Genomic DNA, 24,674 nt, shown 5'->3' on the forward strand with positions numbered 1-24,674 from the left:
CATCGGCGCTTGCGCACAGTCTGCGACTTCCACGTCCCCGGGAGACACGAGCGCAGAAGCGGGATCGGGACCCGTCTTGACCGTGAGCATGACGGAATTCAAGTTCACACCGAACACCTACAGCGTCCCAGCAGGATCGCAAGTTACCTTGCAATTATCGAACGACGGTAGAGCAAACCACAACTGGGTGCTGATGGAATTCGGATACACCGCCGAAGCGCCTTTCAACAGCGAAGACGAAACCCATGAATTGTTTGCCTTCGTGCTCAAGCCGGGTGAAAACGACACGTTTACATTCACGGCGCCATCCGAACCTGGAGATTATCAAGTGGTATGCAGCTTCCCTGGACATCTCGCCCAAGGAATGAAGGGAACGCTGACCGTCACGGCAGCCGACGGCGGTTGATCGTTGAGAAAAATCAGCGGCCGGTCGAACCACTTCTCTTACAGCTATTCGCGTTAAACGAAATTAGACAGCGAATAAAAAAGGGCTGCTCGTAAAATTACGAGCCAGTCCTTTTAATTTGAGGCAATCGAATCAACATTCTCGCTGAGACCGGATAAATCTACTGGATCCGGCCCCGGAGATCTGCTTCCTTGAACGGACCGGGTTCATAGATCAAGCGGCGGGCATCATCGACCTTGTCCCAGACGTTCCACAGCAAGACACCTCGTACCCGCCCCTGATCGAGATAATACACGACGCCCTTACGATAGGGTTCCTGCCAATCGCTGAAGAGCTGCAAATCAGGATTGAGTTCACCGATGGCCTCATAGCCGACATCGAAAAGGTCGGAGTAAAAATACGGCAGGTAATCGTAATCGATCTTCTCGCCGGCCATGGCTGCTCCGGCCATCTCCCCCATGGTCAGGGCATTGTCTTCGTGCTCCACACGCAGGGACTTTCCCAGGCCAGCGTTGTAGAAACGAGCCACATCTCCCGCAGCGTATACATCTTCATGCGATGTCTGCAGCTTCGTGTTCACTTCGATGCCGTCGCTCACATCCAACCCGGCTTCCTCTGCCATCCTCGTATTGGGTACAATTCCGATCCCTGCCAGCACCGATGAAGCCGACAAATCCTCACCGCGATTGGTGTGTAAAACCAACTGATCGTCATCCCGATCGATCCCCTCAACCAATCGGCCTTGCAGCACCCGCACACCTTTCTGCCGAAAGTATTCGTTCATATACTGGGCTAAATCCGGGGGGAAATGCAAACCGCCAATTCCGATATCGGGAAACAACTGCGTGACCTGTTTCCCGTTCATCGCCAGGGCGGCCGCGATCTCAGAACCAATAAAACCACCCCCGATGACGGCAAACCTGGAATGCGATTGCGCCAACCTGTGAAGATGCCGGAAATCCTTGGCATAACGGTAGTAAATTACATCCTGCTCCCCAAAAGGCAATCGCCTCGGCCGACCACCCGTCGCCAACAATAACTTCTGGTAACCATACTCGTTCCCCGCATCGTCGATGACTCGATGCCGGTCCGGTTCGAGTCGAGTTGCCTCGCGACCGAGATACAGATCGACGCCCCTCTCTGCAGTGTTGCGCCAGATGCTGTCGAGATCCTTGCCCTTCCATAACCCTTTCGTCAGCGGTGGACGGTCGTACGGCGGATCGCTTTCCTTGCCGATCAAGCCAATGGACGCTTCGCTGTCCCGGCTGCGAATCCCTTTTGCGGCCGCATCCGCGGCCATCCCGCCGCCGACGATCAAGTATCGGTACTCATGCATCTCTCAACCTCTGTTATTTGGCTCTCCCCGAAATTACTTCTTCAGAACCTTCTCCGCCACTCGTCCTGCCATCGCGGAAGGTTTTCGCAGCGTTTTAACCGCCTGATTTCCTTTGTCGATCCAATTGGCGAAGGCTTCGTTGGCCCGATCGAGTGACTCTTCCACGTCCTGGATGGCATCTTTGACCCGATGTTCAGCATCCGATCTCAAGGCCTCACCTTTCGTGCGGATCAACTTGCGCGTGGTCTTCCCGGAATGGGGAGCGAGCAGCAGTGCAGAAACCCCGGAAATGATCGCTCCGGCCAATGTACCGATCAGCAATCCGCTGAAAAATGTCTTTCGTTCCTCGTAATCCATCGTATTCCTCTGTCTATGCCTCACATTTCTCTTCTTGGCTTACGAATGTGCTGCATGTTGTTCGCAGAATGCTTTCATCGATGGGCGTAATTCTTTCCGATCTCTCTTTACCCGTTCGATTTTCCATTCTGCAGTAGCTGATTCGTGTCTTGGTTCTTCCACCGCTATTAAATATCAACCCTCCTCGGCGACAATGACCTTGGCAGGACGCAGGACTTTGCCATCCATAAGATATCCCGTCTGTTCGACCTTCAACACTGTACCCGGCTCCTGATGACGGGTCGACATTGCACCGATCGCATCGTGAAGAGCAGGATCAAACGGTTCGCCTTTTGCTTTCAAGGGATATACGCCGTGTTTCCCCATCGCACGGAGAAACGATTTTAATGTGATCGTCAATCCTCGTTCGAGTTCTTCATCCTCGATTTTGCGCGCGTAGAGGATGATCCGTTCTATGTCATCGGCCACGGGGAGTAAATCGAGCAGTATGGAGCGTACCGCTTCCTCGAGATCAACATCGAATCTTTTCGAAAACCTTTTCTTGGTATTTTCCAGATCTGCGAACAGCCGTAGATACTTGTCTTTCCACTCGTCGACATCCTCCACCAGACGCACATCCATTTCGGGTTCAGATTGTTCGTCTGCGAGTTGATCAGATACTTCCGGGAATTGATCTTCTGCGGATGGACGATCGATGGATTTCCCGTTGGACTTCCTGCGCGGCGTTTCATTGCCTCGCGTTTCTATTCGTTTCATGTGGTTCACTCCTATCCGCTGTGGGCGGACAACGAAGCCGCCCACAGTTGGTTCTCGCCGTCTTGTGGAAACCCAGCTCCACGGACGTTCTACTACGCCACGAGCAAATCATTACACCTCTTTGAATTCACCTTCGACGACGCCCTCATCATCCGGACCCGGTTTTTGGGTCTCTGAAGAGCCGGCCTGCGGCTGCGATTGAGACTGATACAGTTGTTGGCTCAACGCATAGCTGGCCTGCTGCACTTCTTCGGTGAGACGCTTGATCTGATTCAAGTCGCTGCCTTCGAGTGCGGAACGAAGCTGTTTGATTTTCTCCTCGATCTGCTTGCGGTCGTCGGCGGGAACTTTATCGCCCAATTCACGCAAAGCCTTTTCCGCCTGGTAAGCCATCGTATCGCCAGCGTTTCGTGCCTGGGCGAGTTCCTGCTGCCTGCGGTCTTCCGCTTCGTGTTGTTTGGCGGCTTTCACCATGTCCTCGATATCCGCATCGCTCAAGTTGGTCGTGGCCGTGATGCGCACGGACTGTTCTTTACCCGTGGCCTTGTCTTTCGCAGTCACGTCCAAAATGCCGTTGGCATCGATATCGAAGCTCACTTCGACCTGCGGTACGCCTCTTGGCGAGGGCGGAATTCCTTCCAAGCGGAAGTTGCCCAACGTCATGTTGTCTTTCGCCATCGGGCGTTCGCCCTGCAGCACGTGAATGTCTACGGCGGTCTGGTTGTCTTCGGCCGTCGAAAAGGTTTCTGTCTTGCGGACCGGAATGGTCGTGTTGCGCTCGATTAAAGTCGTCATCACGCCGCCGAGTGTTTCGACGCCCAGGGAAAGCGGGGTTACGTCCAAGAGGAGCACATCGCTCACCTCGCCGCCCAAAACGCCGGCTTGAATTGCAGCGCCCACGGCGACCACCTCATCCGGGTTGACGCCCTTGTGGGGTTCCTTTCCGGTGCGTTCACGCACCAGATTTTGCACCATGGGCATTCGCGTTGCGCCGCCGACGAGCACCACCTCGTCGACCTCAGAAATGTCTATGCCACCGTCCTTGAGAACGGCTTCGAAAGGTCCCTTGACCCGTTCGAGCAAATCCTCTGTAAGCTGCTCGAATTTCGCACGCGTTATTTTCATCTGTAGATGTTTCGGACCGGAAGCGTCGGCCGTGATAAACGGCAGATTGATTTCCGTTTCCGTGCGGCTGGACAACTCCACCTTGGCGTTCTCCGCCGCTTCCCGCAACCGCTGCAGCGCCTGCTTGTCTTCCCGCAGGTTGATGCCCTGCTCGCGCATGTACTCATCGGCGATCCAGTTCAAGAGACGTTGATCCCAGTCATCTCCACCCAGGTGCGTGTCGCCGTTTGTAGCTTTCACCTGAACGATGTTGTCTCCAACTTCCAGCAGACTGACGTCGAACGTGCCGCCGCCCAAATCGAAGACGAGAATTACTTCGTCCTTATCTTTATCCAGGCCGTAAGCAAGGGCTGCGGCGGTCGGCTCGTTGATGATTCGCTCGACCTCCAGGCCGGCGATTTTCCCGGCGTCCTTGGTCGCCTGACGCTGCGAGTCGTTGAAATACGCCGGAACGGTGATCACGGCTTGATTGACCGGCTCACCAAGGTAGGCCTCCGCGTCTTTCTTCAACTTGGCCAGGATCATGGCCGAAATTTCCTGCGGCGTGTAATCCTCGCCCTTGACCGGTATCCGTACCCGTACGTCATCGCTTGGCCCCTTGACAACTTCATAGGAGACCATTTCGCGTTCGACCTTGGTCTCGTCGAAACGGCGGCCAATAAAACGCTTGATGGAATACACGGTGTTGTCCGAATTCACTACCGCCTGTCGTTTGGCGGTCTGACCGACGAGGCGCTCACCCTCTTTGGTAAACGCCACGACGGAGGGACACAGCCTTCCGCCCTCGGCGGTGGGAATGACTACCGCTTCGCCGCCTTCCATGACGGCTGCAGCGCTGTTCGTCGTTCCCAAATCAATTCCAATTATTTTTGACATCTTATTCAAACCTCCCAGTCACTCCGTCCGTAACGCCCAGACTGCTCAATTCGAGTGAGGGATTACGTACGGACGATAGACTTATTCCTTATATTGAGAATAAGACGGATTTATCAATAGCAAGTTGCAGCGTCCCGCGAATTCTCAATATTTTCTTTCGATCTCCCGAATTCCTGTCGTGCACTCATCGTCGAATCGTCGTGCGCGGCAGCCCCGCTCCCAATAATGCTGTAACGAGCCCCGACCACCCCGCTTGGTGCTGCAGATTCCAGGAATTCGTCCTGCCCTCCACCCACTTCACATGAACGACGGGTTCCGGAGCAATTTATTTGGATGATCCATCCGGTCTGAACGCGGGTAGATTATTAAGAATTGTCGGGCCCATCGCCAACCGGATCTCGTCTTCCGTAATACTCATCGCCCATTCATAAGGAACGAGGATTCTTTTCTTGAAAATGAATCCTCTGGACACAATGAAGTGCGTTATGTGATTTCCTTCCGCGTCCGTGAGAACACGTTCGGCTTTACCGAAGGGTTTGCCATCGACATCCCTGACGAGCGCACCTTCGCACAATGCCAACGACCCTTCAGGAATGTTTTCCACGGTCTCCTTAACGAGGAGGTCCTGAAATTCACCTTGGTTGTCCATACTTATTCCGGTGAGAGGTGGATAGGGGAAAAGAGAAAAATTCTCATGTATTTTCCACCGCGAGTCGGGCAAATCCTTCTTACTCATAGGGACGTAATGTGTTTCTTCGTAGATAGGAAAGGCATCAAAGTCTATCGGCGCTTTCCGCAGCTTCATCGTATTGTCGTAGCTGGACTCCACCATGCTTATTGGAATCACCCGGTCCTCGTTGAACAAACGGCTTTCCGTCACAACGATGTGCGTGACCTCCTTCGTTTTCGGATCGAGTACGACGCGCTCCACATCTCCAACAACTTCACCATCTGCTGTCAAAACCTGCTCGCCTTTATCGATTCTCATCAAGAACCTCCTTCTACAGAAATATATAAATTTTTAAACGCGCGTGGATTTCTCCACAGCTAGCATTATTTATCCCAGGTACTTATCAAGAAACGCTTACAAAGAGCGCATATTTGTTACAACCTGCTATCGATGTGAAGCAATTGTGCCTGGAAAGGGGATACGAATACTGTCCTTGAAACACGAGATCGACCCGGGGAACAATGTCCCAGCACGCGCGAGGCAAGCAGACTTGATAGTGCGGGCGGATAGAATTTGGAGAGATTCTGCTTTTGGCGATACAGAATCGTAACCTCACCCTATTACCATACCCGTGCAAAAGACCCATCTAGAGTTAGCACCGTCCCTTACGCGGAATGAAATCCGTAATCCTGGGGGATGGGAACAAATCAGAAAGGAATTCGATCATGAAAAGTGGCTTTCTTCTTGGCCGGTTTTTCGGCATAGAAATACGTATCGATTGGAGTTTGATGCTTATTTTTTTCCTCATCACCTGGAATCTGGCATCGGGCTTCGGCAGCATCCATCAAAATTGGAGTCTTGTGCTGCGCTGGGGGACGGCGATCGCAGCCGCGGTGGTCTTCTTCGCCTCTGTACTTGCGCATGAACTGGCGCATTCCCTCGTCGCTCGCAGCCAGGGAGTTCCCGTCCGAAGCATCACACTCTTCCTCTTCGGCGGCGTGTCCAACATCCAGCGTGAACCCCCCAACCCTACCTCGGAGTTCTTACTGACCATCGTAGGGCCGCTCACGAGTATCGTACTCGGGATTTTGTTCATCTTCATTGCAGGCGTCCCTCTGCAAACGCTGCTATCTTCGAGCAGCACGAACCTGAACTACATCAGTCAACTGGGACCCCTTCCGACCTTGCTGCTGTGGCTTGGGCCGGTCAACGTTGTGTTGGGATTGTTCAACCTTGTGCCGGGTTTCCCCCTGGACGGCGGCCGTCTCGTGCGCTCTATCCTCTGGGCAATAACCGACAACTTGCGCAAAGCAACACGTTGGGCTTCCTATCTCGGGCAACTGATCGCCTGGCTGATGATTGCGGCCGGGTTTGCCATGATCTTCGGATTTCAAATCCCTTTGTTGGGATCCGGGATCATCAGCGGCCTGTGGCTTGCCTTCATCGGTTGGTTCTTGCATAGTGCTGCAGTACGCAGCTACGAGCAGATACTCCTTCAAGATATTCTGGAGGACGTCCCCGTAACGAGCATCATGCGCGACGACGCGCCTACGGTCGCAAAAGACATCTCCATCAGCACGCTCGTACACGACCACATCATGAAGAGCGACGATCACGCTTTCCCTGTACTTGATGGAGAAACACTTGTCGGCATGGTTACGCTGGATGACGTACGCGGCGTGTCCCGCGATATGTGGGATTCCAAAACGGTAGCCGACATCATGACACCCAAGGAAAAAATCGTAGCTGTATCGGCGAAAGATGACGTTGCGGATGCATTAACCAAGCTTCAGGAGCAGGACATCCGTCAACTGCCCGTAATAGAGGGCACACACATGCTCGGCTTGCTGCGCCGCAGGGACATCATTCGATGGCTTCAACTGCACAATACCGCAGCCAAGCTATAACGAGAGAACTGGACGTAAAGTCCACCGAGAAATCATCCCGAGCGATCGGTCGAACGGAATTGCGTGGACCGATCGCTCGGGCAAACCATAATCCGCACTTCAAATCCAGTCTGGCGGATCGTTGAAGAGGCTGAGATCGTTCGCTGGCGAGGGAATCCAGGGGAGGCGAATCCAGACAATATTTGTCGGGACGGGAATCAGCCAGGAGGCTCGAACAATGATGGACTTTGATTTTATTCGAGAGTTGAAAAAGCACGAAGATACCAAGATTATCCTGCTGGTGATGGATGGTTTGGGCGGTTTACCCATTCAACCCGGTGGACCGACGGAGCTGGAAAAAGCACGCACGCCGAACTTCGACGATCTCGCCAAGCACGGCTTGTGTGGTCTGCACGTCCCCGTCAGACCGGGGATAACGCCCGGAAGTGGTCCTTCCCATCTTGCCCTGTTCGGCTACGATGCTTTACGCTACCAGGTCGGCCGGGGTGTACTCTCTGCATTGGGCATCGATTTCGACCTCAGAAATTCGGACGTGGCTGCCCGCGGCAACTTCTGCAGCATCGACGAAAACGGCCTCGTAACAGACCGCCGTGCCGGGCGTATACCCACCGAGAAAAACCGGGAACTCTGCGCCTTGCTGCGTGAGATCGAACTGCCGGGCGTCGAACTCTTCGTCGAGACCGTGAAAGAGCATCGCATCGTCCTGGTCCTGCGCGGAAAGGATTTGAATGCCGACATCGCAGATACCGATCCGGAGGAAATTGGCGCAAAGCCGCTTGAACCGGAGGCACTCACGACGGAGTCGCGCAAAACAGCCGACCTCGTAAAGAATTTTCTGGAGCAAGCCGGGACGATTCTGGCCGGACATCATCCGGCCAACATGCTGCTGATGCGGGGATTTGCAAAGAAACCCGATTGGCCCTCATTCGAGCAAATCTACGGCCTGCGGGCCGCCGCCATCGCCGGTTATCCCATGTATCGCGGGGTGGCCAAACTGGTGGGCATGGAAGCCCTTCAGGCGGTCGACGACGTGGAAAGGGAATTTCAGGTCGTGCGTGATCGTTGGCGGGATTTTGATTTTTTCTACGTACACGTCAAACACACCGACAGCGCCGGTGAGGACGGTGATTTCGAACGCAAGGTGTCCTTGATCGAGGAGGTCGATCGGCAGATCCCCAGCCTGATCGAGCTCGACCCGGATGTGCTGATCGTTACCGGCGATCATTCGACCCCTGCCCTGCTGAAGCATCACAGCTGGCATCCGGTCCCAACGCTTTTATGGTCGAAGCACTGCCGCCAGGATAACGTGGCGCAATTTGGAGAACGAGCTTGTATGCAGGGCGGTCTGGGACCCCGTTTCCCGGCAACCGATCTGCTTCCGCTGGTGATGGCAAACGCGCTGCGTCTGGAAAAATTCGGTGCTTGACAGCACGCCGACCGGAGGAACACCGCAGGCGCGAGAGCGAGTCCGGAATTCATCGAAGACCGATGCTGCATTCCAATTTAAGTGCAGCGATAGCGGACTTATTCGTTAACGAGCTGTAATTTGAATTGAGGATATAAAGCGCGTAGGGAGGTGACACATGAATGATCAAAATCAATCAAACGCCGGAAACAGGAGATTTGCACTCGTCGCAACCTTGGGCTGCGGATGCATTCTCCTTCTTGTTGTTGCGATCGTGGCACCGTTTACGCTGGGACCCAGGATTTATGACCGCCTTGTAGAACAGCTGCAGGGTACAACCCCGGAATCGACCCAACAAACTGTACCCCTTGTCGCTCCTACGTTCACTGAAATGCCCGCCACACAGGAGCCCACGTTCCAAACCAATACGGGACTGCCTTCGTTGGTGGGATTTTATAGTGCGTACGGGCCGGGTGTTGTTAACATCAGGATCTTCATAACGCAGGGAGGGACGATCGAAGAAGGCGCTGGATCAGGTTTCGTACTCGACGATACGGGTCATATCATCACCAACAATCATGTCGTCGAATCGGCGAACACGATATCCGTCATTTTCTACAACGGGGTGGAGGTTGCAGCAGAAGTCGTCGGCACCGACCCCTACAGCGACATTGCGGTGATCCAGGCCGAACAGCTACCGGACGGCGTGATTCCGCTGGCCCTGGGAGATTCGGATAAGGCAGAAGTCGGGGAATGGGTGGTCGCCATCGGCAACCCCTTCGGCCAGCAAAGCAGCATGACCACAGGGATCGTCAGCGCGGTTGGACGGACGATAAGCGCGGGATCCACTCCATTTTCGATCCCGCAGGCCATCCAGACCGATGCGGCGATCAACCCGGGCAATTCGGGAGGTCCGCTGCTCAATCTCGAGGGTCAAGTCATTGGGGTCAACGCTCAGATCGCCACAGGAGGCGTCAGCGCAAACGCCGGCGTCGGTTTTGCGATCCCGTCGAACATCGTGCGGCTCGTGGCGCCCTCGTTGATCGAAAACAAGGAATACGTCTGGCCATGGTTGGGTGTAACAGGAACGGACCTTTCGCTAATTCTGCGGCAGGCCAACGACATCCAGGCGGAGTTGGGCGCCTACATCACCGACGTCGATCCCGCGGGACCGGCTGCAAGTGCAGGCCTCCGGGGAAGCACGGGAACCAAGACGGTCGACTCGTTGGACGTCCCCGTCGGAGGAGACGTGATCACCGCCGTCGACGGCAAGGCGGTGAACAGCTTCAGCGACTTGTTGGTGGAGATCGCGTACAAACAGCCCGGCGACGAGGTGAAATTGACCGTCCTGCGCGGCGGCAACGAAATGGAAATCGACGTCGTGCTGGCGCCGCGCCCATAGTCTTTCTCGCCGCGGCCTATTCGATGCGCGCAATGGATATTCGGGAAAGACAACCCGGCGCAGCGAACGGTTTGCGTGGATGATTTGAAGGCGGCCGTTTTGTAAAGGTGCAAGATGCCGGAATGGGTTCTTCCGCAGTATGACTTGCGCAGTGCTCCGGAATGAAAAACCCGTAAGGATGAGTGAGTGCCCGAATTACCGGAGGTTGAAATCTTTCGCCGCTACGTGGACGCCACTGCCCTGCATCAAAAGATCCGCAGTGTCGATCCGCGCAGCACGTACATCCTCGAAACGGCTCCCCGGTCGATGGAGCAATGCCTGAAAGGACACGCCTTCGATTCGACGAGACGCCGCGGGAAGTACATCTTCGCCGCATTGGACGACGGAGACTTCCTGGCGCTGCATTTTGGCATGACGGGAAGCTTGAAGTATTACAAAGATCAGGCCGACGAGCCCGAATACACCAGGTTCCTGATCGAATTCACCAATAACTACCACCTCGCGCTCGTCATGCCCCGAAAGCTCGGCGCGGTTCAATGCGTACCCAGCGTCGAAGCATTCGTACAAGAGAAAAAATTGGGGCCGGACGCGCTCGAGGGCATTCCCGATTTCGGAAGTTTCCAACACGTGCTCGAGGGGCGCAAGGGCATGGCCAAATCCGTGCTGATGAATCAGAAGATCGTGGCCGGAATTGGAAACACGTATTCCGACGAAATTCTTTACCAGGCCGAGGTCCATCCGAAAAAATCGATAGATGAACTCGACGACGGCGTTTTGAAGACGATCTTCACCAAAACCGGGTACGTGCTGCGGACGGCCATCGACAGGAACGCCGACCCCGATAGATTCCCGGATTCCTGGCTCATTCCACAGCGGCATGAAGGCGGACATTGTCCGCAATGCGGCGGCGAAGTGAGAAATATAAAGGTCTCCGGGCGGTCCGCCTACTATTGTCCGAATTGTCAGCCGCTATGAAACATGAAGGGTATCAGTATGACGAAAAGCGATGATTCGTTGAAGGAATACAAACGGAAGCGAGATTTCCGCAAATCGCCAGAACCCCAGGGAAGCAGCAGAGAGCGAGCGGAAAAACCGCTGTTCGTGATCCAGAAACACGATGCCAGCAGCTTGCATTACGATTTTCGTCTGGAAGTGGGTTCCGTGCTGAAATCCTGGGCAGTACCCAAAGGGCCTTCTACCGATCCTAGCGTAAAACGGTTGGCCCTGCCGACGGAAGATCATCCGATGGATTATGCCGATTTCGAAGGGGTCATCCCTGAGGGTGAATACGGCGGAGGCACCGTGATGGTGTGGGACACAGGGCCTTACCGCAATTTACGAGCGGAAAAGGAAGGCGACGGCGCCTCGATGGCCGAAGCCCTCGATCAAGGTAAAGTCGAAATCTGGCTGCAGGGGAAGAAACTTCAAGGTGGATATGCGCTGATTCGCACGGGCGGCGACGACAAGGCGCGCTGGCTGTTGATCAAGATGGACGATGAAGAAGCTGATGCGCGGCGCAATCCCACCAGCACAGAGAACAAGTCCGCGCTCAGCGGACGCACGATGGAGGAAATTCGGAACGAAAGTTGATTATTCATCCCGTCGTGGAATTCCCCCTCACATCCGAACGTATCTCGCAGCACGGGAAGTGAACAAAAACATGCATGAAGAATTAAAGAAACTGCCAAAAGAAATACAAGCGCGACTGCAGAAAAGAGACATGCCAAACTGGATGGAACCCATGTTGGCCACGCTTACCGGTGAGCCGTTCTCCGATCCGGATTGGATATACGAGCGAAAATTCGACGGGGAGCGCTGCCTGACTTTTAAAGAAGGTGACAGCGTCCGGCTGCTCTCACGCAACCAGAAAGCACTGAACGTTCATTACCCCGATCTCGTGGAGGCGATTACCCAAAACCTGCCTGAAGCGATCGTCGTGGATGGAGAAGTAGTCGCCTTCGAAGGAAACGTCACAAGTTTCTCTCTACTTCAAGACCGAATGCACATCCAGGATCCTCAGCAAGCGCGCAGGAGCGGCGTTGGTGTGTATTACTATCTCTTCGATATCCTCTACCTGGATGGTTATGATCTGACGCAGATCCCCCAGCGTAAGCGCAAATCAATTCTCAAATCCGCCATCAGTTACCAGGACAGGTTGAGATATACGCCGCATCGGAATCAAGACGGTGAAAAGTATTTTCGAGCGGCCTGTCAGAAAGGCTGGGAAGGGATCATCGCCAAAGACGCTGAAAGCCCGTATCAACGTGGCCGCTCTAGACGTTGGCTCAAATTCAAATGCGTGCAGGAACAGGAATTCGTGATCGCAGGCTTCACGGAGCCGCAGGGCAAACGCATCGGTCTCGGCGCGCTGCTCGTCGGCTACTACGATGACGGCCGGCTGCAGTACGCCGGCAAGGTCGGCACCGGTTTCGACGATGAAACGCTGCGCAGGATGAAAACCATGCTTGCGGATATGGTGACGGATGAAGCGCCGTTCTCGGCAGACGCGCATGTTTCAGAGAAAAACGTCCATTGGGTCAAGCCCGAACTCGTCGCGCAGGTGGGATTCGAGGAATGGACGGATTACGGAAGATTGAGGCAGCCGCGTTTCCTGGGCTTGCGGGAAGACAAGGAACCCCGATCGGTCAGAAAAGAGGAACCGCAGTCATGACTATCACGATCCCGGCAAACGGCATCGATGTGGAAATATCCCATCCGGATAAAGTGTTGTTTCCGAAGGACGGAATCACCAAAGCGGACGTCGCCGGGTATTACCAGAAAATCTCCAAGACCATCCTGCCGTATCTCCAGGACCGACCGATCAGCATGCAGCGCTTCCCGGACGGAATCGAGGTGGAAGGTTTTTTCCAAAAGGAAGTCCCGAAGTATTTCCCGGATTGGATTGGTCGGTCCTCGGTGGAAGTCAAAGAGGATGGGCAAACGCAAGATCAGGTGGTATGTCAAAACGAAGCCGCGCTGCTGTATCTGGCCAACCTGGGGTGCATCACCCTGCACCGCTGGTTGAGCCGCTCGGATAAGCTCGATCAACCCGATTTGATGATCTTCGATCTCGACCCACCCAGGGACGATTTCGAACCGGTGCGATTTGCCGCCCAGCGTTTGCATGATTTCTTTCGAGAAAACGAGATCGACAGTCACGTGATGACCACGGGCTCGCGGGGCCTGCACGTCCTCGTGCCGCTCGATCGGGCTGCGTCTTTCGATGAAGTGCGTGATACGGCGGAGGAAATCGCCCGTCATCTCGCACAGCGCTATCCACAGCGTCTGACGACCGAAATCCGCAAAGAAAAACGAGAGGATCGCCTATTCCTGGACACCATGCGCAACGCTTACGCACAGACCGCCGTAACGCCGTACGCCCTCCGAGCGCTGCCCGGCGCACCCGTAGCGACGCCCTTGGACTGGGACGAACTACAAGATCGGGATCTCCGCGCACGAAGTTTCCATATGGAGAATATCTTCCGCCGCCTGGGGCAGAAATCCGATCCGTGGCGGGACATTGCCCGACATGCCCAATCCCTGAAATCGATCCGCAAATCATTGAACGATACGTAGCCCATGATATGGAGTACGAGGCCACGGTGAGTCTGAATGAGTAACAGCACGATGCGAAACGCAGGCAATCTTCCCGTTTCGAAATATTGACCGTCTTCAAAAAGTGGCCGTTATATTTCAAAGACCTTCTCTTCGACCGAGGACTGAAACATGCCTACGCGTGGACTTTGGAGCTTATTTTGCGTTTGATCCGAGGTGCGCCGATACGGCGTTTCAACGAGATCACTCCCCACCTCTTCATCGGCGGACAACAGTCCAAGCGAGGTCGGTGTGGGCCGATTATCACTTACGACTTTAGAAGATCGAGCAACGTCCTCGCATCTTCCAAAGCGTATCCTGAAACGTCGTTATTGAAATAAGCAAAAATCGAACGCCCTTCGTCCATCCATGTACGAATACGTTCGGCCCAGGGGTGTAAGCACTCAGGTCCGTACTTACCGCCATAATTCCCTTCACTTCCGTGGAAACGAAGATAAACGCTGCCGGCCGTTACCCACTGCGGACAATCGAGGCCTTGTTTGTCGTGGATGCAGAATATCAAACCGTGCCGCTCCAGAATGTTTCGAGTCTCCTCACGAAACCAGTCCGCGTCCCGGAACTCGAATACATGGCGCAGGTCTTTTGGAAGCAGATCTACGAAGGCTTCCAAACGCTCGAGATTTACATGCCAGTGCGGCGGCAGCTGCCACAGTATCGGTCCCAGATTTTCCTTCAACAGTTTCACGCGCCCGATAAAATTCTCGAGCGCAGAAGAACAGTCCTTCAGCTTCTTCATGTGCGTGATGAAACGATTGGCTTTCACGGCATAGAGAAAGCCGTCTGGGGCTTGTTCCCTCCAACGCTGAAATGTGTTTTCCTTGGGCAAATGGTAGAAAGTATTATTGATCTCGACGGTATCGAAATGTTGTTGAAAGAAATTAAGCCAGTCTTTATGGCGTAAATCCTGCGGATAGAAAATCGGCTGCCAATGCTTGTAATTCCAACCCGAAGTTCCGATGTGGACCTCATCCATGCTCATCTGTAAAATACACTGCGCTTTTCTTTCCCGTCATACCGCGAATCACTAGAATGCAACCCCTGGGATCGGATTTCATCCCAGGGATTGCAGCGCTTCAATTGTGTTTGTTGGAACTACTCTTCGGCGCGAATATCTTCAGCTCGCTGATCGAGTGCCGTGGCGCCTTGTTTCAGCAAATCCGCTACGGACGAACGCGCCTTCTTTACCGCAGCTTCTGCTGACTGCCTGCCTTGTTCGATTCTCCCCTCGGCCTCAGTTCGTAAGGTGATCGCTCGATCTTTGATCTGCTGCTGAGTCAATTCACCCGATTGTGGAGCGAACAACAGTGCAGTAGTCGAGGCGATCAATGCTCCGACGATCGTTCCGAGGAAGAACGCACCAAATTTGCCGCTTCGATGATTCGTATCCATTTGAATCACCTCCTCATCTTCTACCATCACGAATTTCCGCCTTTCTAGCAACATATCGTTGTCTTCTCATTTTTTTCCTGCAGTTAATAATCTAGCAGCTGAAAATCACCTTTTTCTCTCAGGTCCGTTCGATTTTCTTGCGAGAGTCTCTCGAAGCATACGTTCTTATCCCCCATTCCCAGAAACCGATCCTTCAGGGAAATCCCGAAAAACACTTGACCCCTACCCGCCGGTCGAGGAAGACCCCGCCGCGTGATGCTGTCCGTAAATTATTCAACGCATGCCGGGCGGTCGTTCAGCGTATAGATCACGGCCGGCTCGATCTGCTGAGTTCGCTGTGCGGGCGACGGTATCGAAATCGTTTCACGGCTTGCGAGCTCGAGGGGCATTCTCCAGCCCATCCGCCTACATCACATTGATCTACTGGCCGGCGTCGATGACCTTGGAGGATCATGAAAGGAAACCGTGCATAACTACGATACGAGAGATAACAATCCGTATTGATACGCAGAAATTCTTCCAATATGCTGGAAGACGGAGCGGCGCTGCGGATTCAGTTCGGCATGAAAACGTACCCCAGACCCCAACGGGTTACGATAAATTGAGGATTGTCCGGATCGGGTTCGATCTTTTTCCTCAAGCGGCTGACGTGAACGAAAAGGTTATGCGGACTGGCGTCCTTTTCCGTTCCGTAGAGATGTGCCAGCAGGAGATCATACGTTAACACCTGGCCCCGGTTGCGCGTCATGTAAATGAGTAAATCCAATTCGGTCGGCGTCAGTTCCAATTTCTCCCCGCGCACCCAGGCCTCCTTGGTCTCATAATCTACGGTAAGGCCGCCTTCGCTAAACCGATCCGGCTCTTCTTCCGCCCAATTCTCCCTACGGCGGGCGACGGAATGGATGCGCGCCAGCAGCTCCGGTGTCCGGAAAGGTTTGGTGACGTAGTCGTCGGCGCCCGCATCGAGCGCCCGGATCAAATCTTCCTGGGAAGTCTTTGAGGTGACCATGATGATCGGAGCACGTGTCCAGCGGCGGATGTTGCGGCAAACGTTGAGGCCATCCATTCCCGGCAGCACCCAGTCCAAGAGAATTAAATCGGGAGGGGAGACTTGAACGACGTCCAAGGCTGTCTTGCCATCCGGCGCCACTTCCACTTGAAACCCCGCTTCATCTAAAATCGTACGCAAGAGGACCTGAAAATCCGGTTCGTCTTCGACAATGAGGACGTTCATTCCCGCATCGGCTTCCAGCTTCATGAGCGGCTTCTTATCTTGCGTTTTCGGACTCACCTCGATATCCGGCATGATCGGAATTGTAAAGACAAAACGCGCCCCCGTACCATCCTCGACCGGCGGCGTTTCGACCCACATTTTTCCGCCGTGGCCCTCCACAATGCTTCGACAAATGTAGAGTCCGAGCCCGCTGCTTTTACCCTCCGAGCCTTCACCGACGTATTTTTCAAAAATCTGCTTCCGCTTTTCCGCCGGCACACCCGGACCGTGATCTCGAACCGAAAACTGCATCATGTTCCCGGACGGTCGTACCTGGATCAGGATCGGAGAATCGGGGGGAGCATAACGCACTGCATTTTCGAGTAGATTGATGAGCAATTCTTCGACCCTGGCCGGATCGGCGCGTAGATTGGGAAGGTCGTCAGGCACATCCACTTCCACATTGTGCTCCGTCAAGATACCCTCCACCCGATCCAACGTGTTCTGAATGATCGACGTCGCCGTACACGACTCGGGACGCAATCCCAGCCGCCCGGTTTCCACTCGGGTGAGTGCCAAGCTGCGGTCGATTTGATGGATCAATTTATCCGTGCTGCGGTTGATTCCCTCCAGGAAATCCTCGACCATTTCTTCTCCCCAGAGTTGGAAATTTGCCAGCAGCGCGGTTACCTGTCCTTTAAGAGTCGCCAACGGCGAGCGGATATCGTGCGCCAGAATCGATAGCAGCTCCAATTTCCAAAGCGTGCGCTCCCGTTCGTCGGTCACATCCTGGAGCACGCCTCCCCAACCCAAAGTATTACCTTCCTCATCCCAGATCGGAAAGAAACTCAATTCGAAATACCGGGGAGTGTCTCCATTAGTTTTGATGTCGATGACGGGCTTCTCCGTCACAGTGATGACCGCACCGCTCAGCGCTTGTTGGACGACCTCAGCCTCCAGCGCATGCTCCAAAATCAGTCCGAACAATTCCTGATATGGTTTGCCCAACATGCTGCCTTCCTCAAATCCCAACAAATTGGACAATTGCAGATTTGTCGTGGAAAGATTTCCATCCGGATTGACCATGAACACCCCGACAATGAGGCTTTCAATAAAAGAATTCCGGCGCAGTTTTTCATGCCGCAGCTTCCGCTCGATGCGTTTCTGGTGAGTAATGTCCATGAGAAGCAGCTCGACGGCAGGTTGCTGATCGTATTGCAGGGAGCGGCCGGAAAGAAGGATGTTCAAGCGACGTCCATGTCCGTTGAGCATGCGGACTTCCCTGCGACGGACGACCTTTTTCTCCGCGATTTCCTCGAGCAGCTCATTTGCTTTCTGCTGGTTCTCGAAGTAATCCATGATCTGCTTCGGAGCGCAGGGCTTATCGTCCTGTAAATCCTCGAAATGGATCTTGAAGGCCTGATTGACGAGCAAGCAATCCCCATTGAGCCCGATGACGGCACCCGGTAACGGAGAAAATTCGAAATAGCCCCGGAAGAATCCTTCATCCTTGGCTGACTCTCTTTCAAACTCTGTCTGAGTTGCCACCTTCTGCTTGCTCACGCAGTCCTCCGTTGAAAAGTACAATCGACAGCGAATTTATTGCGACACATCTTTGCCCCCTTACATTTTATCCTGATCCAGCTGACAGTGACGTGCGGAAAATCCTTCTTGAAATCCCTTGGGCTAAAATTATAAAGATTGCCGACGCGGATTGGGAAATCCTTGACACGATCGAAACGATGCGTGTTTACTAAATTGTATCATTACGATACGACGGATCATCGTAGAACAAGACCGCTCATTCTAACCATCGATGATTTTCACCGAACGATCCTTATCCGATATTTATATGCCACGGTATCTATGGCTACTCAACGTCCTCTGCAACCCTTTGTCGCAGCGCTCGAATCTCAGCGAACAACTCCTCCTCACGCTCCGCCATCGCCAGCTCCATATCATCCAACTGGTTGAGCAAGTCCAACATTTGACGTCTCATCCGCAGCACAATGTCGATCGCCGGAAATTCCAGATCCAGGTCATCATGCAGCCTTCGAATCCGAGCCAGGCGAGATACGTCGCTGCGGTTGAATCCCATCTCATGGGACGATTTCCTGCGCGGTTCAACTAACTCTTCCCGCTCGCATTGAACTAAAAATTCGATCGATACGTGGGCCATGCGGGCTGCCGTCTCTTGTGAATAAAGGGACTTTTCGTCCGGTATGTCGCTGCTTCGGCCACTTTTCATCAATCTGCCTCCGCTGGGTCTGCAAACCGACCACTGCTGCTGCTTACGATTGGCGTGGTTCGGACCTCGTCGCTAGCTCTTTCGTATGTCTTTCCATTCACGTACAAGTTCTTTTTCCTTGCGGCTCAAGTTCTTCGGCAGCTCGACTTCGACGGTGACATACAAATCGCCCCGTCGTTGGGGATTGCCGAGGGTGGGCATGCCCAGATTTTTAAGTCGAAAGGCTTTGCCATTCTGAGTCTCCGGTGGAATGGTCAGATCGACCGAGCGATCGATTCCCGAAACGCGCACCTCGCCTCCAAGAAGAGCCGTGTACAAATCCACCGGAACGATCATTTTCAGATCGTCCCCCTGACGTTGGAAACGAGAATGGGGTTCGACTTCGACGCGTACGTAAAGATCACCAGGCCGGGCGCCGTTCGCGCCCGGTTGACCTTGTCCGCTCAACCTAACCCGGGAGCCGGTTCGAACACCAGGTGGGATTTTCGCTTCGATCCTGCGTCCATCTTCCCACTCGATGATTCGCGTCGTTCCCCGGAAGGCCTCTTCCAATTGGATACGCACAGGATATTCGATATCCCGGCCTTGACGCGGCCGGGGTGCGTATTCACGCTGCCTGAAACTTCCGGATCCGGCGCGTCCCGCGCCGCCGAACAAGGTCTCGAAAAAATCCGAAAACCCGCCCAATCCGCCGCCGAACATGCCTTCGAATTCCTCCGGACTCACCTGGCGGGTATACACACGTTGACCGCCCGGCTGGGCCGTCCAGCGACCCCAGTCGAAGTCTTCGGCTCGACCTCCCGCCTGCTGGTATTGTTTCCACTGCGAACCGAAGCGATCGTACTTTTCCCGTTTCTCCGGATCGGAAAGTACCTCGTAAGCCTCGTTGATTTCTTTAAAACGTTCTGCTGCGGATGCGTCTCCCGGATTGAGGTCCGGGTGATGTTTGCGCGCCAGTTTGCGGAAGGCTTTTTTGATATCATCCTCCGAGGCGTCCTTCTTGACTCCAAGTATCTTGTAATAATCTTTATATTCCATTTTGGTTTTGCCCTATTCGAACGAAATTCGACTTCCGCAGCCCTGCCAGCCAATGTCACACGGCACACGCACCGATCATTCTTTCCTCCCGTAACGAGCTCACTCGGGCTCCTTTTACATGGACGTTGAAATCCCGGGTGATTTCATAACATCATCCCTTATCTGCTCCGCCTTCCACCAGAGTTCACATTCACTAGAAGTGGGCGGTTTGGTACTCCGCCCACTAACTGGTAGAAATGATGTCTGCCGATACTTGAATACTAACCGCTATATCTAAGATACGTATTAGAATATGCGCTAATCGGAGGCCGATGCGAAAATCACACCTCGATCATCGCAATTGCGGCAGTTAAAATGGATCATGCGCCGCCTCCATCCAACAAGCGCTCGATTTTTCGTCCTACGGTACGGACGTCAAAGGGCTTGTGCAGGATCGCATCGGGACGATATTGACGCACGATCTCTTTTCCCAGATGTTCAAAAGTAGTGAGGATCAAGATCGATACCGCACGAACTTTATTCACCGCCCGAAAGCATTTGATGAGATCGTCCGGCTTCGACTCTGCCGGATCCAGCTCGGTAATTAGAATCGTTGGATTCTCTTTCTCTAAAAGCTGCACGGCGAATTTCTTCGTCTTCGATTGAAGCACGCGCCAGTCCAGATTTTCCAGGTACAAGGCCAGAACCTTACGCAGGTCCGAATCTGATTCCTGCAGCAAAATACTACCTTTCATGTAAACCTCATCATTCTCCCCATCGACGAAAAGAAATACAAAACGACATCCGACTCACCCGAATCCCTCCAAAAATGTGATCCTCACTTTCTACTAAGTGAAATTCCTGCTCGCTCTGTTCCAAAAGACGCGAAACCGCTAACAGTTATTCTGAGGTGCTTCAACGTTAGGTGCGATTTCTAAACAAATTCTTACGATACGGCAGCATTTCTTACGGCCCTGTCACCCTTTGCCATTTGGAAGAGTCAAGTCATTGCGTTCCACGGCGGGGTTTCCATTCGAGAACGTTTTGTAAGAACTGCCCGAGCGCGGTATCCAATTCGTTAGAGTGGGGGAATAAATTATGTCCATATAAGGAGTGAAGAATCTGGCTTGATCGAAAGAATGATGTAGAGAATTCTGGTTTTTACGTCACGCTTTTGTGCTGCCTAAGGAGATGGGAGAAGAAGTAAATTTCAACGATATCTTCCCTGTGGCCGTGAGGGTCGTTCATCTCTTCAAATTAGAGAACGATCTGTTTTAATTCACTAACACTCATGGCACCTTTCAAGAATGAAAAATGCATGGTTGCTGCAGGCGAAGAATCAAAAAACTTCATTCGATCTACGAGATGCACGATGAGCGCCCTACCTATTCTGTTCGTTGGTACTGGCGTCTGAAAGGATCGATCTCGAAGAGATTAAGGAAGTGAGAAAAGACATGCGAACCATTAATCTGCCCATTGAATTCAACATGGAGGTGCCTGACTTTCCACACGGGCTGAGGCAGGAAATCAAACAATCCCTGCTGGAATTGGCACAAGACCATCAGGACATGACCGGCGCTTCGGTCACGCTGAGTCAGCCGGCGCACGGTGTGACGCCTTATTTGTTCCGCGCCAGCATCGTGGTGTACATGCGGCCCGAGAATGTGTACGCAGATGAAAAATCCGACTCACCTGAAGCTGCGGTCAGCGGCGCCATGCGCGCTATCGAACGTCAAGTTCGGGAAAAGCGGGAGAAGCGAGGCGAATCCTGGAAGCGCCACGACCTTGATTCCAGTCAGAATCTACCACCCGTTTTGGAGGAAGGAGAATAGACTGAAACCGACCCTACCGGCGGGCGGGGATTCGACATCGCCTACCCCGAACAAGAACTTGATCGACGCTGCACGTGAAAGATCGGGATACATCACGAGGTGAGATCGAACCAGCTGCTTTGTCCTCGGAGGAGGAAATCATGACGAAAGTTGCAATCAACGGCCTGGGCAGGATCGGCCGTGCGGCGTTGAAAATCCTGCTGGAAACCAAGGAATTGGAAGTCGGTGCGGTAAACGACATCGTGCCCATCGATAATATTGCCTACTTGTTGAAATACGACACGGTCTACGGACGTTATCCCAAGACCGTAGAAGCTGCGAAAGACCATCTAACCATCGATGGCAAACAAATTCCTTATCTGAGTCAAAAGGATCCGGCGCAGCTCCCCTGGCGCGAACTCGGGATCGATCTGGTATTCGAATGCAGCGGTGTTTTCCGCAAGGAAGAAGACTTGAAGAAACACATCGAAGCAGGCGCGTCGACGGTCATCTTATCTGCACCGGCGAAAGGCAGTGGCGTGCCCACCGTCGTCCACGGCGTCAACAAAGCAGACGGCGCAGGAGTACATATCCTTTCCTGTGCAAGCTGTACGACCAACGCCATCACCCCCGTCGTGGAAGTGATCGATCGCCGTCTGGGTATACAAAAAGCTCTGATGACCACCATTCACGCATACACGGCCTCGCAATCCCTCGTCGATGGGCCGAGCAAGAAAATCCGTAGAGGGCGCGCCGGCGCGGCGAACTTCGTCCCCACATCGACCGGCGCAGCGATCGCCACCACAAAGGTATTGCCCGTGCTGGAGGGTAAATTCGACGGTGTCGCTGTCCGCGGCCCGGTTCTTTCAGGTTCCATCGCAGACATCACCATGCTCACCAAACAGCAGACTACGGTTGAAGAAGTAAACTCGATCTTCCGTGATGAAGCAGAGACCGCTAAGTACCGCGACATCCTCGGTGCGACCGACGACCCCCTGGTCTCCTCGGATATCCTTCAGGATCCGCGCGCCTCCGTCGTCGATCTGCGCATGACGCAGGTGGTGGACGGGGATCTCGTAAAGGTCATGGCCTGGTACGATAATGAGTGGGGCTATACGAGTCAGATGGTAAAGGAAGCAGTACGGATCATCTCGGAATCGAAAGGCGGCGTTTAAACCTACGCTGGTTCTGGACGATCGCATAAGTCGATTCAACGAACCAATTTCACGTCAGAATTTCGACGAAACGGCCTCGAGCCACAAAGAAAGGATTGTTAATTTCAATTATGCAAGTCATCCGGTCATCACTCTCTTTAAAAAACATTGCCCTGCTCATTCTTGGGCTGCTCACCATTTTCGGCGGTATCGCCATATTCTCGGATGGGAACAAAATACTGCAGGTGCTGCAGCAGGCGCACTGGGGGTGGCTGCCCATCGCCGTCATCTTCATGGTTCTTTCGTATTTCCTGACCAGCTACAGTTTTGCACGCGTCAACCGCATGCTCGGGATTCCCATCAACACCCGCAGATTGACGGAGATCGGGTTCACAACCACGGCGCTCAATCACTTGTTTACCACCGGCGGGTTGGCTGGGAATTCGCTGCGCTACCTTTTGATGAAAGGCCCCGGCGTGGGCATCAAGGATGTCATCACGACTTCCGTCATTCATTTCTACCTCACCAGTCTGATCATGTTGGGAATGCTGCCGCTTGGATTGATCTATTTCATCCTGCATGCCTCCGTTCCGCCGGGCACGGCGATCATCATCAGCATCGTCACGTTCCTGGCCGTCACGTTCTTCGTCGTCGGCAGCATCTTATTCTTCGTACCGGAGAAGCGAAAACCGATCATGCGGGCGATTTCGCGCCTCACCCACAGGATCTTCAAGAAAGACGTCGAAGCAGAAATCGACCAGATCAACAACAGTTTCACGCGCGGCGTAAGCGAGCTGCGCAGTCAACCGCAAAAAACGTTCCGTATTTTGGGTCTGATTTTTGGCGATTGGCTCATGAGCGCGGCCGCGCTGTGGTTCTGCTTCTATGCTTTGGGTTATCTCCTGAATTTTGGCGATCTGATTGCGGGCTTTGTGATCGGCATCGTCTCCGGAGTGCTGTCCATGATCCCGGGCGGACTGGGGATCCAGGAAGGCTCCATGGCCGGGATTTTCACCCTGCTGGGGTCGACATTCGAACAAGCCATCCTGGCGTCGATATTGTTCCGCGTTGTCTATTACATCCTCCCGTACATCGTCAGCCTTGTGTTGACCTACTGGCTTCTTCACACGAAAGAAGACCGGGAGGTTGTTCCAGAGGTGGAGGGATAACATGCGCATCATGATGCTCAGTCACGGCTATCCTCCGACCATCAGCGGCGTAACGCTCGTGGTGCAAAAAATCGCGCGTGCCATGGTACGACGCGGGCACGAAGTGTGCGTTATCACGGCCAGCGACCGCGAAGTCGGTTACCGAGACGAAGACCAGGGGGTTAAGTTGATCCGCGTACGCTCGACGACCAACCCTTTCTGGCACGAAGGTCCACTGCCGATTATCCTCAAGGGTGAGCTTGAACACTTTACGCAAGAGTTCAAACCAGACGTGATCAATACGCACGACAGTGGATTCTTCAGTCTGCAGTTGGTCCGCATGAATAACAAAATCCAAGTGCCGGAAGTGCTCACCTGCCATTACGTACCGCGATTCGTTACGCACTTTTTAAACTGGGGCGACAGTCTCGAGAATTTAATCGAGACTCTTACCTGGGAATATTCCATCCACATGATCAACAGATTCGACCACGTCACCTTCCCAACCGAAAGCCAACAGGAGGCGTTCATCGAGGAGGGGCTCAAGCCTGACTCCACCGTCATCTCCAACGGTGTCGATACCAACCGCTACCATCCGGGACCGGACGATTGCCGGGGCCTGGAGGAAAAATATGCGCTGCCGGATGGTCCCCGCATTCTCTTCGTTGGCCGGCTTGCGAAGGACAAGGAGATCGACTTGTTGATCCGTGCCATGCCGCGTATCTGGCGGGAAGCAAACGCACATCTTCTCATCGTGGGACGTGGAGACTATCGCCCCAAACTAGAAGCGCTCGTCGACCGGCTCGGGCTCAATGGCTGCGTTCACTTTCTCGGTTTCG

The 24,674-nt window shown here is 53.7% G+C and carries 23 protein-coding genes; 12 read left to right on the plus strand and 11 right to left on the minus strand.

Annotated elements, in window-relative coordinates; all coding sequences use genetic code 11:
* Window positions 1-406: plastocyanin/azurin family copper-binding protein (locus P8Z34_10005; GenBank protein MEJ2551005.1), on the plus strand; the 406-nt coding region annotated here is incomplete at its 5' end.
* A gap of 160 nt (window positions 407-566) precedes the next feature.
* On the opposite strand, the gene P8Z34_10010 is transcribed toward P8Z34_10005, so the two are convergent.
* The 5 genes from P8Z34_10010 to P8Z34_10030 all read right to left on the minus strand — a co-directional run bounded on the left by P8Z34_10010 (window position 567) and on the right by P8Z34_10030 (window position 5,844).
* Window positions 567-1,742 (minus strand): FAD-dependent oxidoreductase, encoded by a 1,176-nt coding sequence (locus P8Z34_10010; protein MEJ2551006.1) that lies wholly within the window; start codon window positions 1,740-1,742, stop codon window positions 567-569.
* Window positions 1,743-1,775: 33 nt separating this feature from the next.
* On the minus strand, window positions 1,776-2,099 hold the full coding sequence (locus tag P8Z34_10015) for a YtxH domain-containing protein (protein MEJ2551007.1): 324 nt from the start codon (window positions 2,097-2,099) through the stop codon (window positions 1,776-1,778).
* Between the two features lie 174 nt (window positions 2,100-2,273).
* Window positions 2,274-2,855: a nucleotide exchange factor GrpE gene (locus P8Z34_10020; GenBank protein ID MEJ2551008.1), complete on the minus strand. Its 582-nt coding sequence runs from the start codon at window positions 2,853-2,855 to the stop codon at window positions 2,274-2,276.
* 111 nt (window positions 2,856-2,966) lie between these two features.
* Window positions 2,967-4,856: a molecular chaperone DnaK gene (dnaK, locus tag P8Z34_10025; protein ID MEJ2551009.1), complete on the minus strand. Its 1,890-nt coding sequence runs from the start codon at window positions 4,854-4,856 to the stop codon at window positions 2,967-2,969.
* Between the two features lie 325 nt (window positions 4,857-5,181).
* Window positions 5,182-5,844 carry a PRC-barrel domain-containing protein gene (locus P8Z34_10030; protein ID MEJ2551010.1) on the minus strand — a complete coding sequence of 221 codons (663 nt, stop codon included), beginning with the start codon at window positions 5,842-5,844 and terminating at the stop codon, window positions 5,182-5,184.
* Between the two features lie 470 nt (window positions 5,845-6,314).
* Here P8Z34_10030 and P8Z34_10035 point away from each other — a divergent pair, with 470 nt between their 5' ends.
* The 7 genes from P8Z34_10035 (at window position 6,315) to ligD (P8Z34_10065) (ending at window position 13,816) form a co-directional block, all read left to right on the plus strand.
* A complete protein-coding gene (locus tag P8Z34_10035; protein MEJ2551011.1) occupies window positions 6,315-7,433 on the plus strand; it encodes a site-2 protease family protein in 1,119 nt (372 codons plus the stop codon).
* A 217-nt stretch (window positions 7,434-7,650) separates the two neighbouring features.
* Window positions 7,651-8,859: a 2,3-bisphosphoglycerate-independent phosphoglycerate mutase gene (locus P8Z34_10040; protein ID MEJ2551012.1), complete on the plus strand. Its 1,209-nt coding sequence runs from the start codon at window positions 7,651-7,653 to the stop codon at window positions 8,857-8,859.
* 157 nt (window positions 8,860-9,016) lie between these two features.
* Window positions 9,017-10,240, plus strand: a complete 1,224-nt coding sequence (locus P8Z34_10045; protein MEJ2551013.1) for a trypsin-like peptidase domain-containing protein — start codon at window positions 9,017-9,019, stop codon at window positions 10,238-10,240.
* A gap of 186 nt (window positions 10,241-10,426) precedes the next feature.
* Window positions 10,427-11,215 carry a DNA-formamidopyrimidine glycosylase family protein gene (locus P8Z34_10050; protein ID MEJ2551014.1) on the plus strand — a complete coding sequence of 263 codons (789 nt, stop codon included), beginning with the start codon at window positions 10,427-10,429 and terminating at the stop codon, window positions 11,213-11,215.
* A gap of 18 nt (window positions 11,216-11,233) precedes the next feature.
* Window positions 11,234-11,830: a DNA polymerase ligase N-terminal domain-containing protein gene (locus P8Z34_10055; protein MEJ2551015.1), complete on the plus strand. Its 597-nt coding sequence runs from the start codon at window positions 11,234-11,236 to the stop codon at window positions 11,828-11,830.
* 130 nt (window positions 11,831-11,960) lie between these two features.
* Entirely contained in the window at window positions 11,961-12,911 is a 951-nt protein-coding gene (gene ligD, locus P8Z34_10060; GenBank protein ID MEJ2551016.1) for a non-homologous end-joining DNA ligase, read from the plus strand.
* Window positions 12,908-13,816, plus strand: a complete 909-nt coding sequence (gene ligD, locus P8Z34_10065; GenBank protein MEJ2551017.1) for a non-homologous end-joining DNA ligase — start codon at window positions 12,908-12,910, stop codon at window positions 13,814-13,816. Before ligD (P8Z34_10060) ends, ligD (P8Z34_10065) begins: the two co-directional genes overlap by 4 nt.
* A gap of 286 nt (window positions 13,817-14,102) precedes the next feature.
* Here the strand turns inward: ligD (P8Z34_10065) and P8Z34_10070 are convergent, their stop codons facing one another.
* The 6 genes from P8Z34_10070 to P8Z34_10095 form a co-directional block, all read right to left on the minus strand.
* Window positions 14,103-14,834 carry a DUF72 domain-containing protein gene (locus P8Z34_10070; GenBank protein MEJ2551018.1) on the minus strand — a complete coding sequence of 244 codons (732 nt, stop codon included), beginning with the start codon at window positions 14,832-14,834 and terminating at the stop codon, window positions 14,103-14,105.
* Between the two features lie 113 nt (window positions 14,835-14,947).
* Window positions 14,948-15,244 carry a YtxH domain-containing protein gene (locus P8Z34_10075; GenBank protein ID MEJ2551019.1) on the minus strand — a complete coding sequence of 99 codons (297 nt, stop codon included), beginning with the start codon at window positions 15,242-15,244 and terminating at the stop codon, window positions 14,948-14,950.
* Between the two features lie 553 nt (window positions 15,245-15,797).
* On the minus strand, window positions 15,798-18,020 hold the full coding sequence (locus P8Z34_10080) for a response regulator (protein MEJ2551020.1): 2,223 nt from the start codon (window positions 18,018-18,020) through the stop codon (window positions 15,798-15,800).
* A gap of 307 nt (window positions 18,021-18,327) precedes the next feature.
* Window positions 18,328-18,705 (minus strand): chaperone modulator CbpM, encoded by a 378-nt coding sequence (locus P8Z34_10085; protein ID MEJ2551021.1) that lies wholly within the window; start codon window positions 18,703-18,705, stop codon window positions 18,328-18,330.
* Window positions 18,706-18,777: 72 nt separating this feature from the next.
* Window positions 18,778-19,743: a J domain-containing protein gene (locus tag P8Z34_10090; GenBank protein ID MEJ2551022.1), complete on the minus strand. Its 966-nt coding sequence runs from the start codon at window positions 19,741-19,743 to the stop codon at window positions 18,778-18,780.
* Between the two features lie 359 nt (window positions 19,744-20,102).
* Window positions 20,103-20,477 carry a hypothetical protein gene (locus P8Z34_10095; protein MEJ2551023.1) on the minus strand — a complete coding sequence of 125 codons (375 nt, stop codon included), beginning with the start codon at window positions 20,475-20,477 and terminating at the stop codon, window positions 20,103-20,105.
* A gap of 699 nt (window positions 20,478-21,176) precedes the next feature.
* On the opposite strand from P8Z34_10095, the gene P8Z34_10100 reads away from it, so the two are divergent.
* The 4 genes from P8Z34_10100 to P8Z34_10115 all read left to right on the plus strand — a co-directional run.
* The gene (locus P8Z34_10100; protein ID MEJ2551024.1) at window positions 21,177-21,554 is read left to right on the plus strand and encodes an HPF/RaiA family ribosome-associated protein; all 378 of its coding nucleotides are present in this window, start codon (window positions 21,177-21,179) and stop codon (window positions 21,552-21,554) included.
* Between the two features lie 140 nt (window positions 21,555-21,694).
* Entirely contained in the window at window positions 21,695-22,708 is a 1,014-nt protein-coding gene (gene gap, locus P8Z34_10105; GenBank protein ID MEJ2551025.1) for a type I glyceraldehyde-3-phosphate dehydrogenase, read from the plus strand.
* Window positions 22,709-22,818: 110 nt separating this feature from the next.
* Window positions 22,819-23,856 carry a flippase-like domain-containing protein gene (locus P8Z34_10110; GenBank protein MEJ2551026.1) on the plus strand — a complete coding sequence of 346 codons (1,038 nt, stop codon included), beginning with the start codon at window positions 22,819-22,821 and terminating at the stop codon, window positions 23,854-23,856.
* A 1-nt stretch (window position 23,857) separates the two neighbouring features.
* The coding region (locus P8Z34_10115) for a glycosyltransferase (protein ID MEJ2551027.1) at window positions 23,858-24,674 on the plus strand (817 nt) is incomplete at its 3' end.

It is taken from the genome of Anaerolineales bacterium (genome assembly GCA_037382465.1).
Classification (GTDB): Bacteria; Chloroflexota; Anaerolineae; order Anaerolineales; family E44-bin32; genus WVZH01.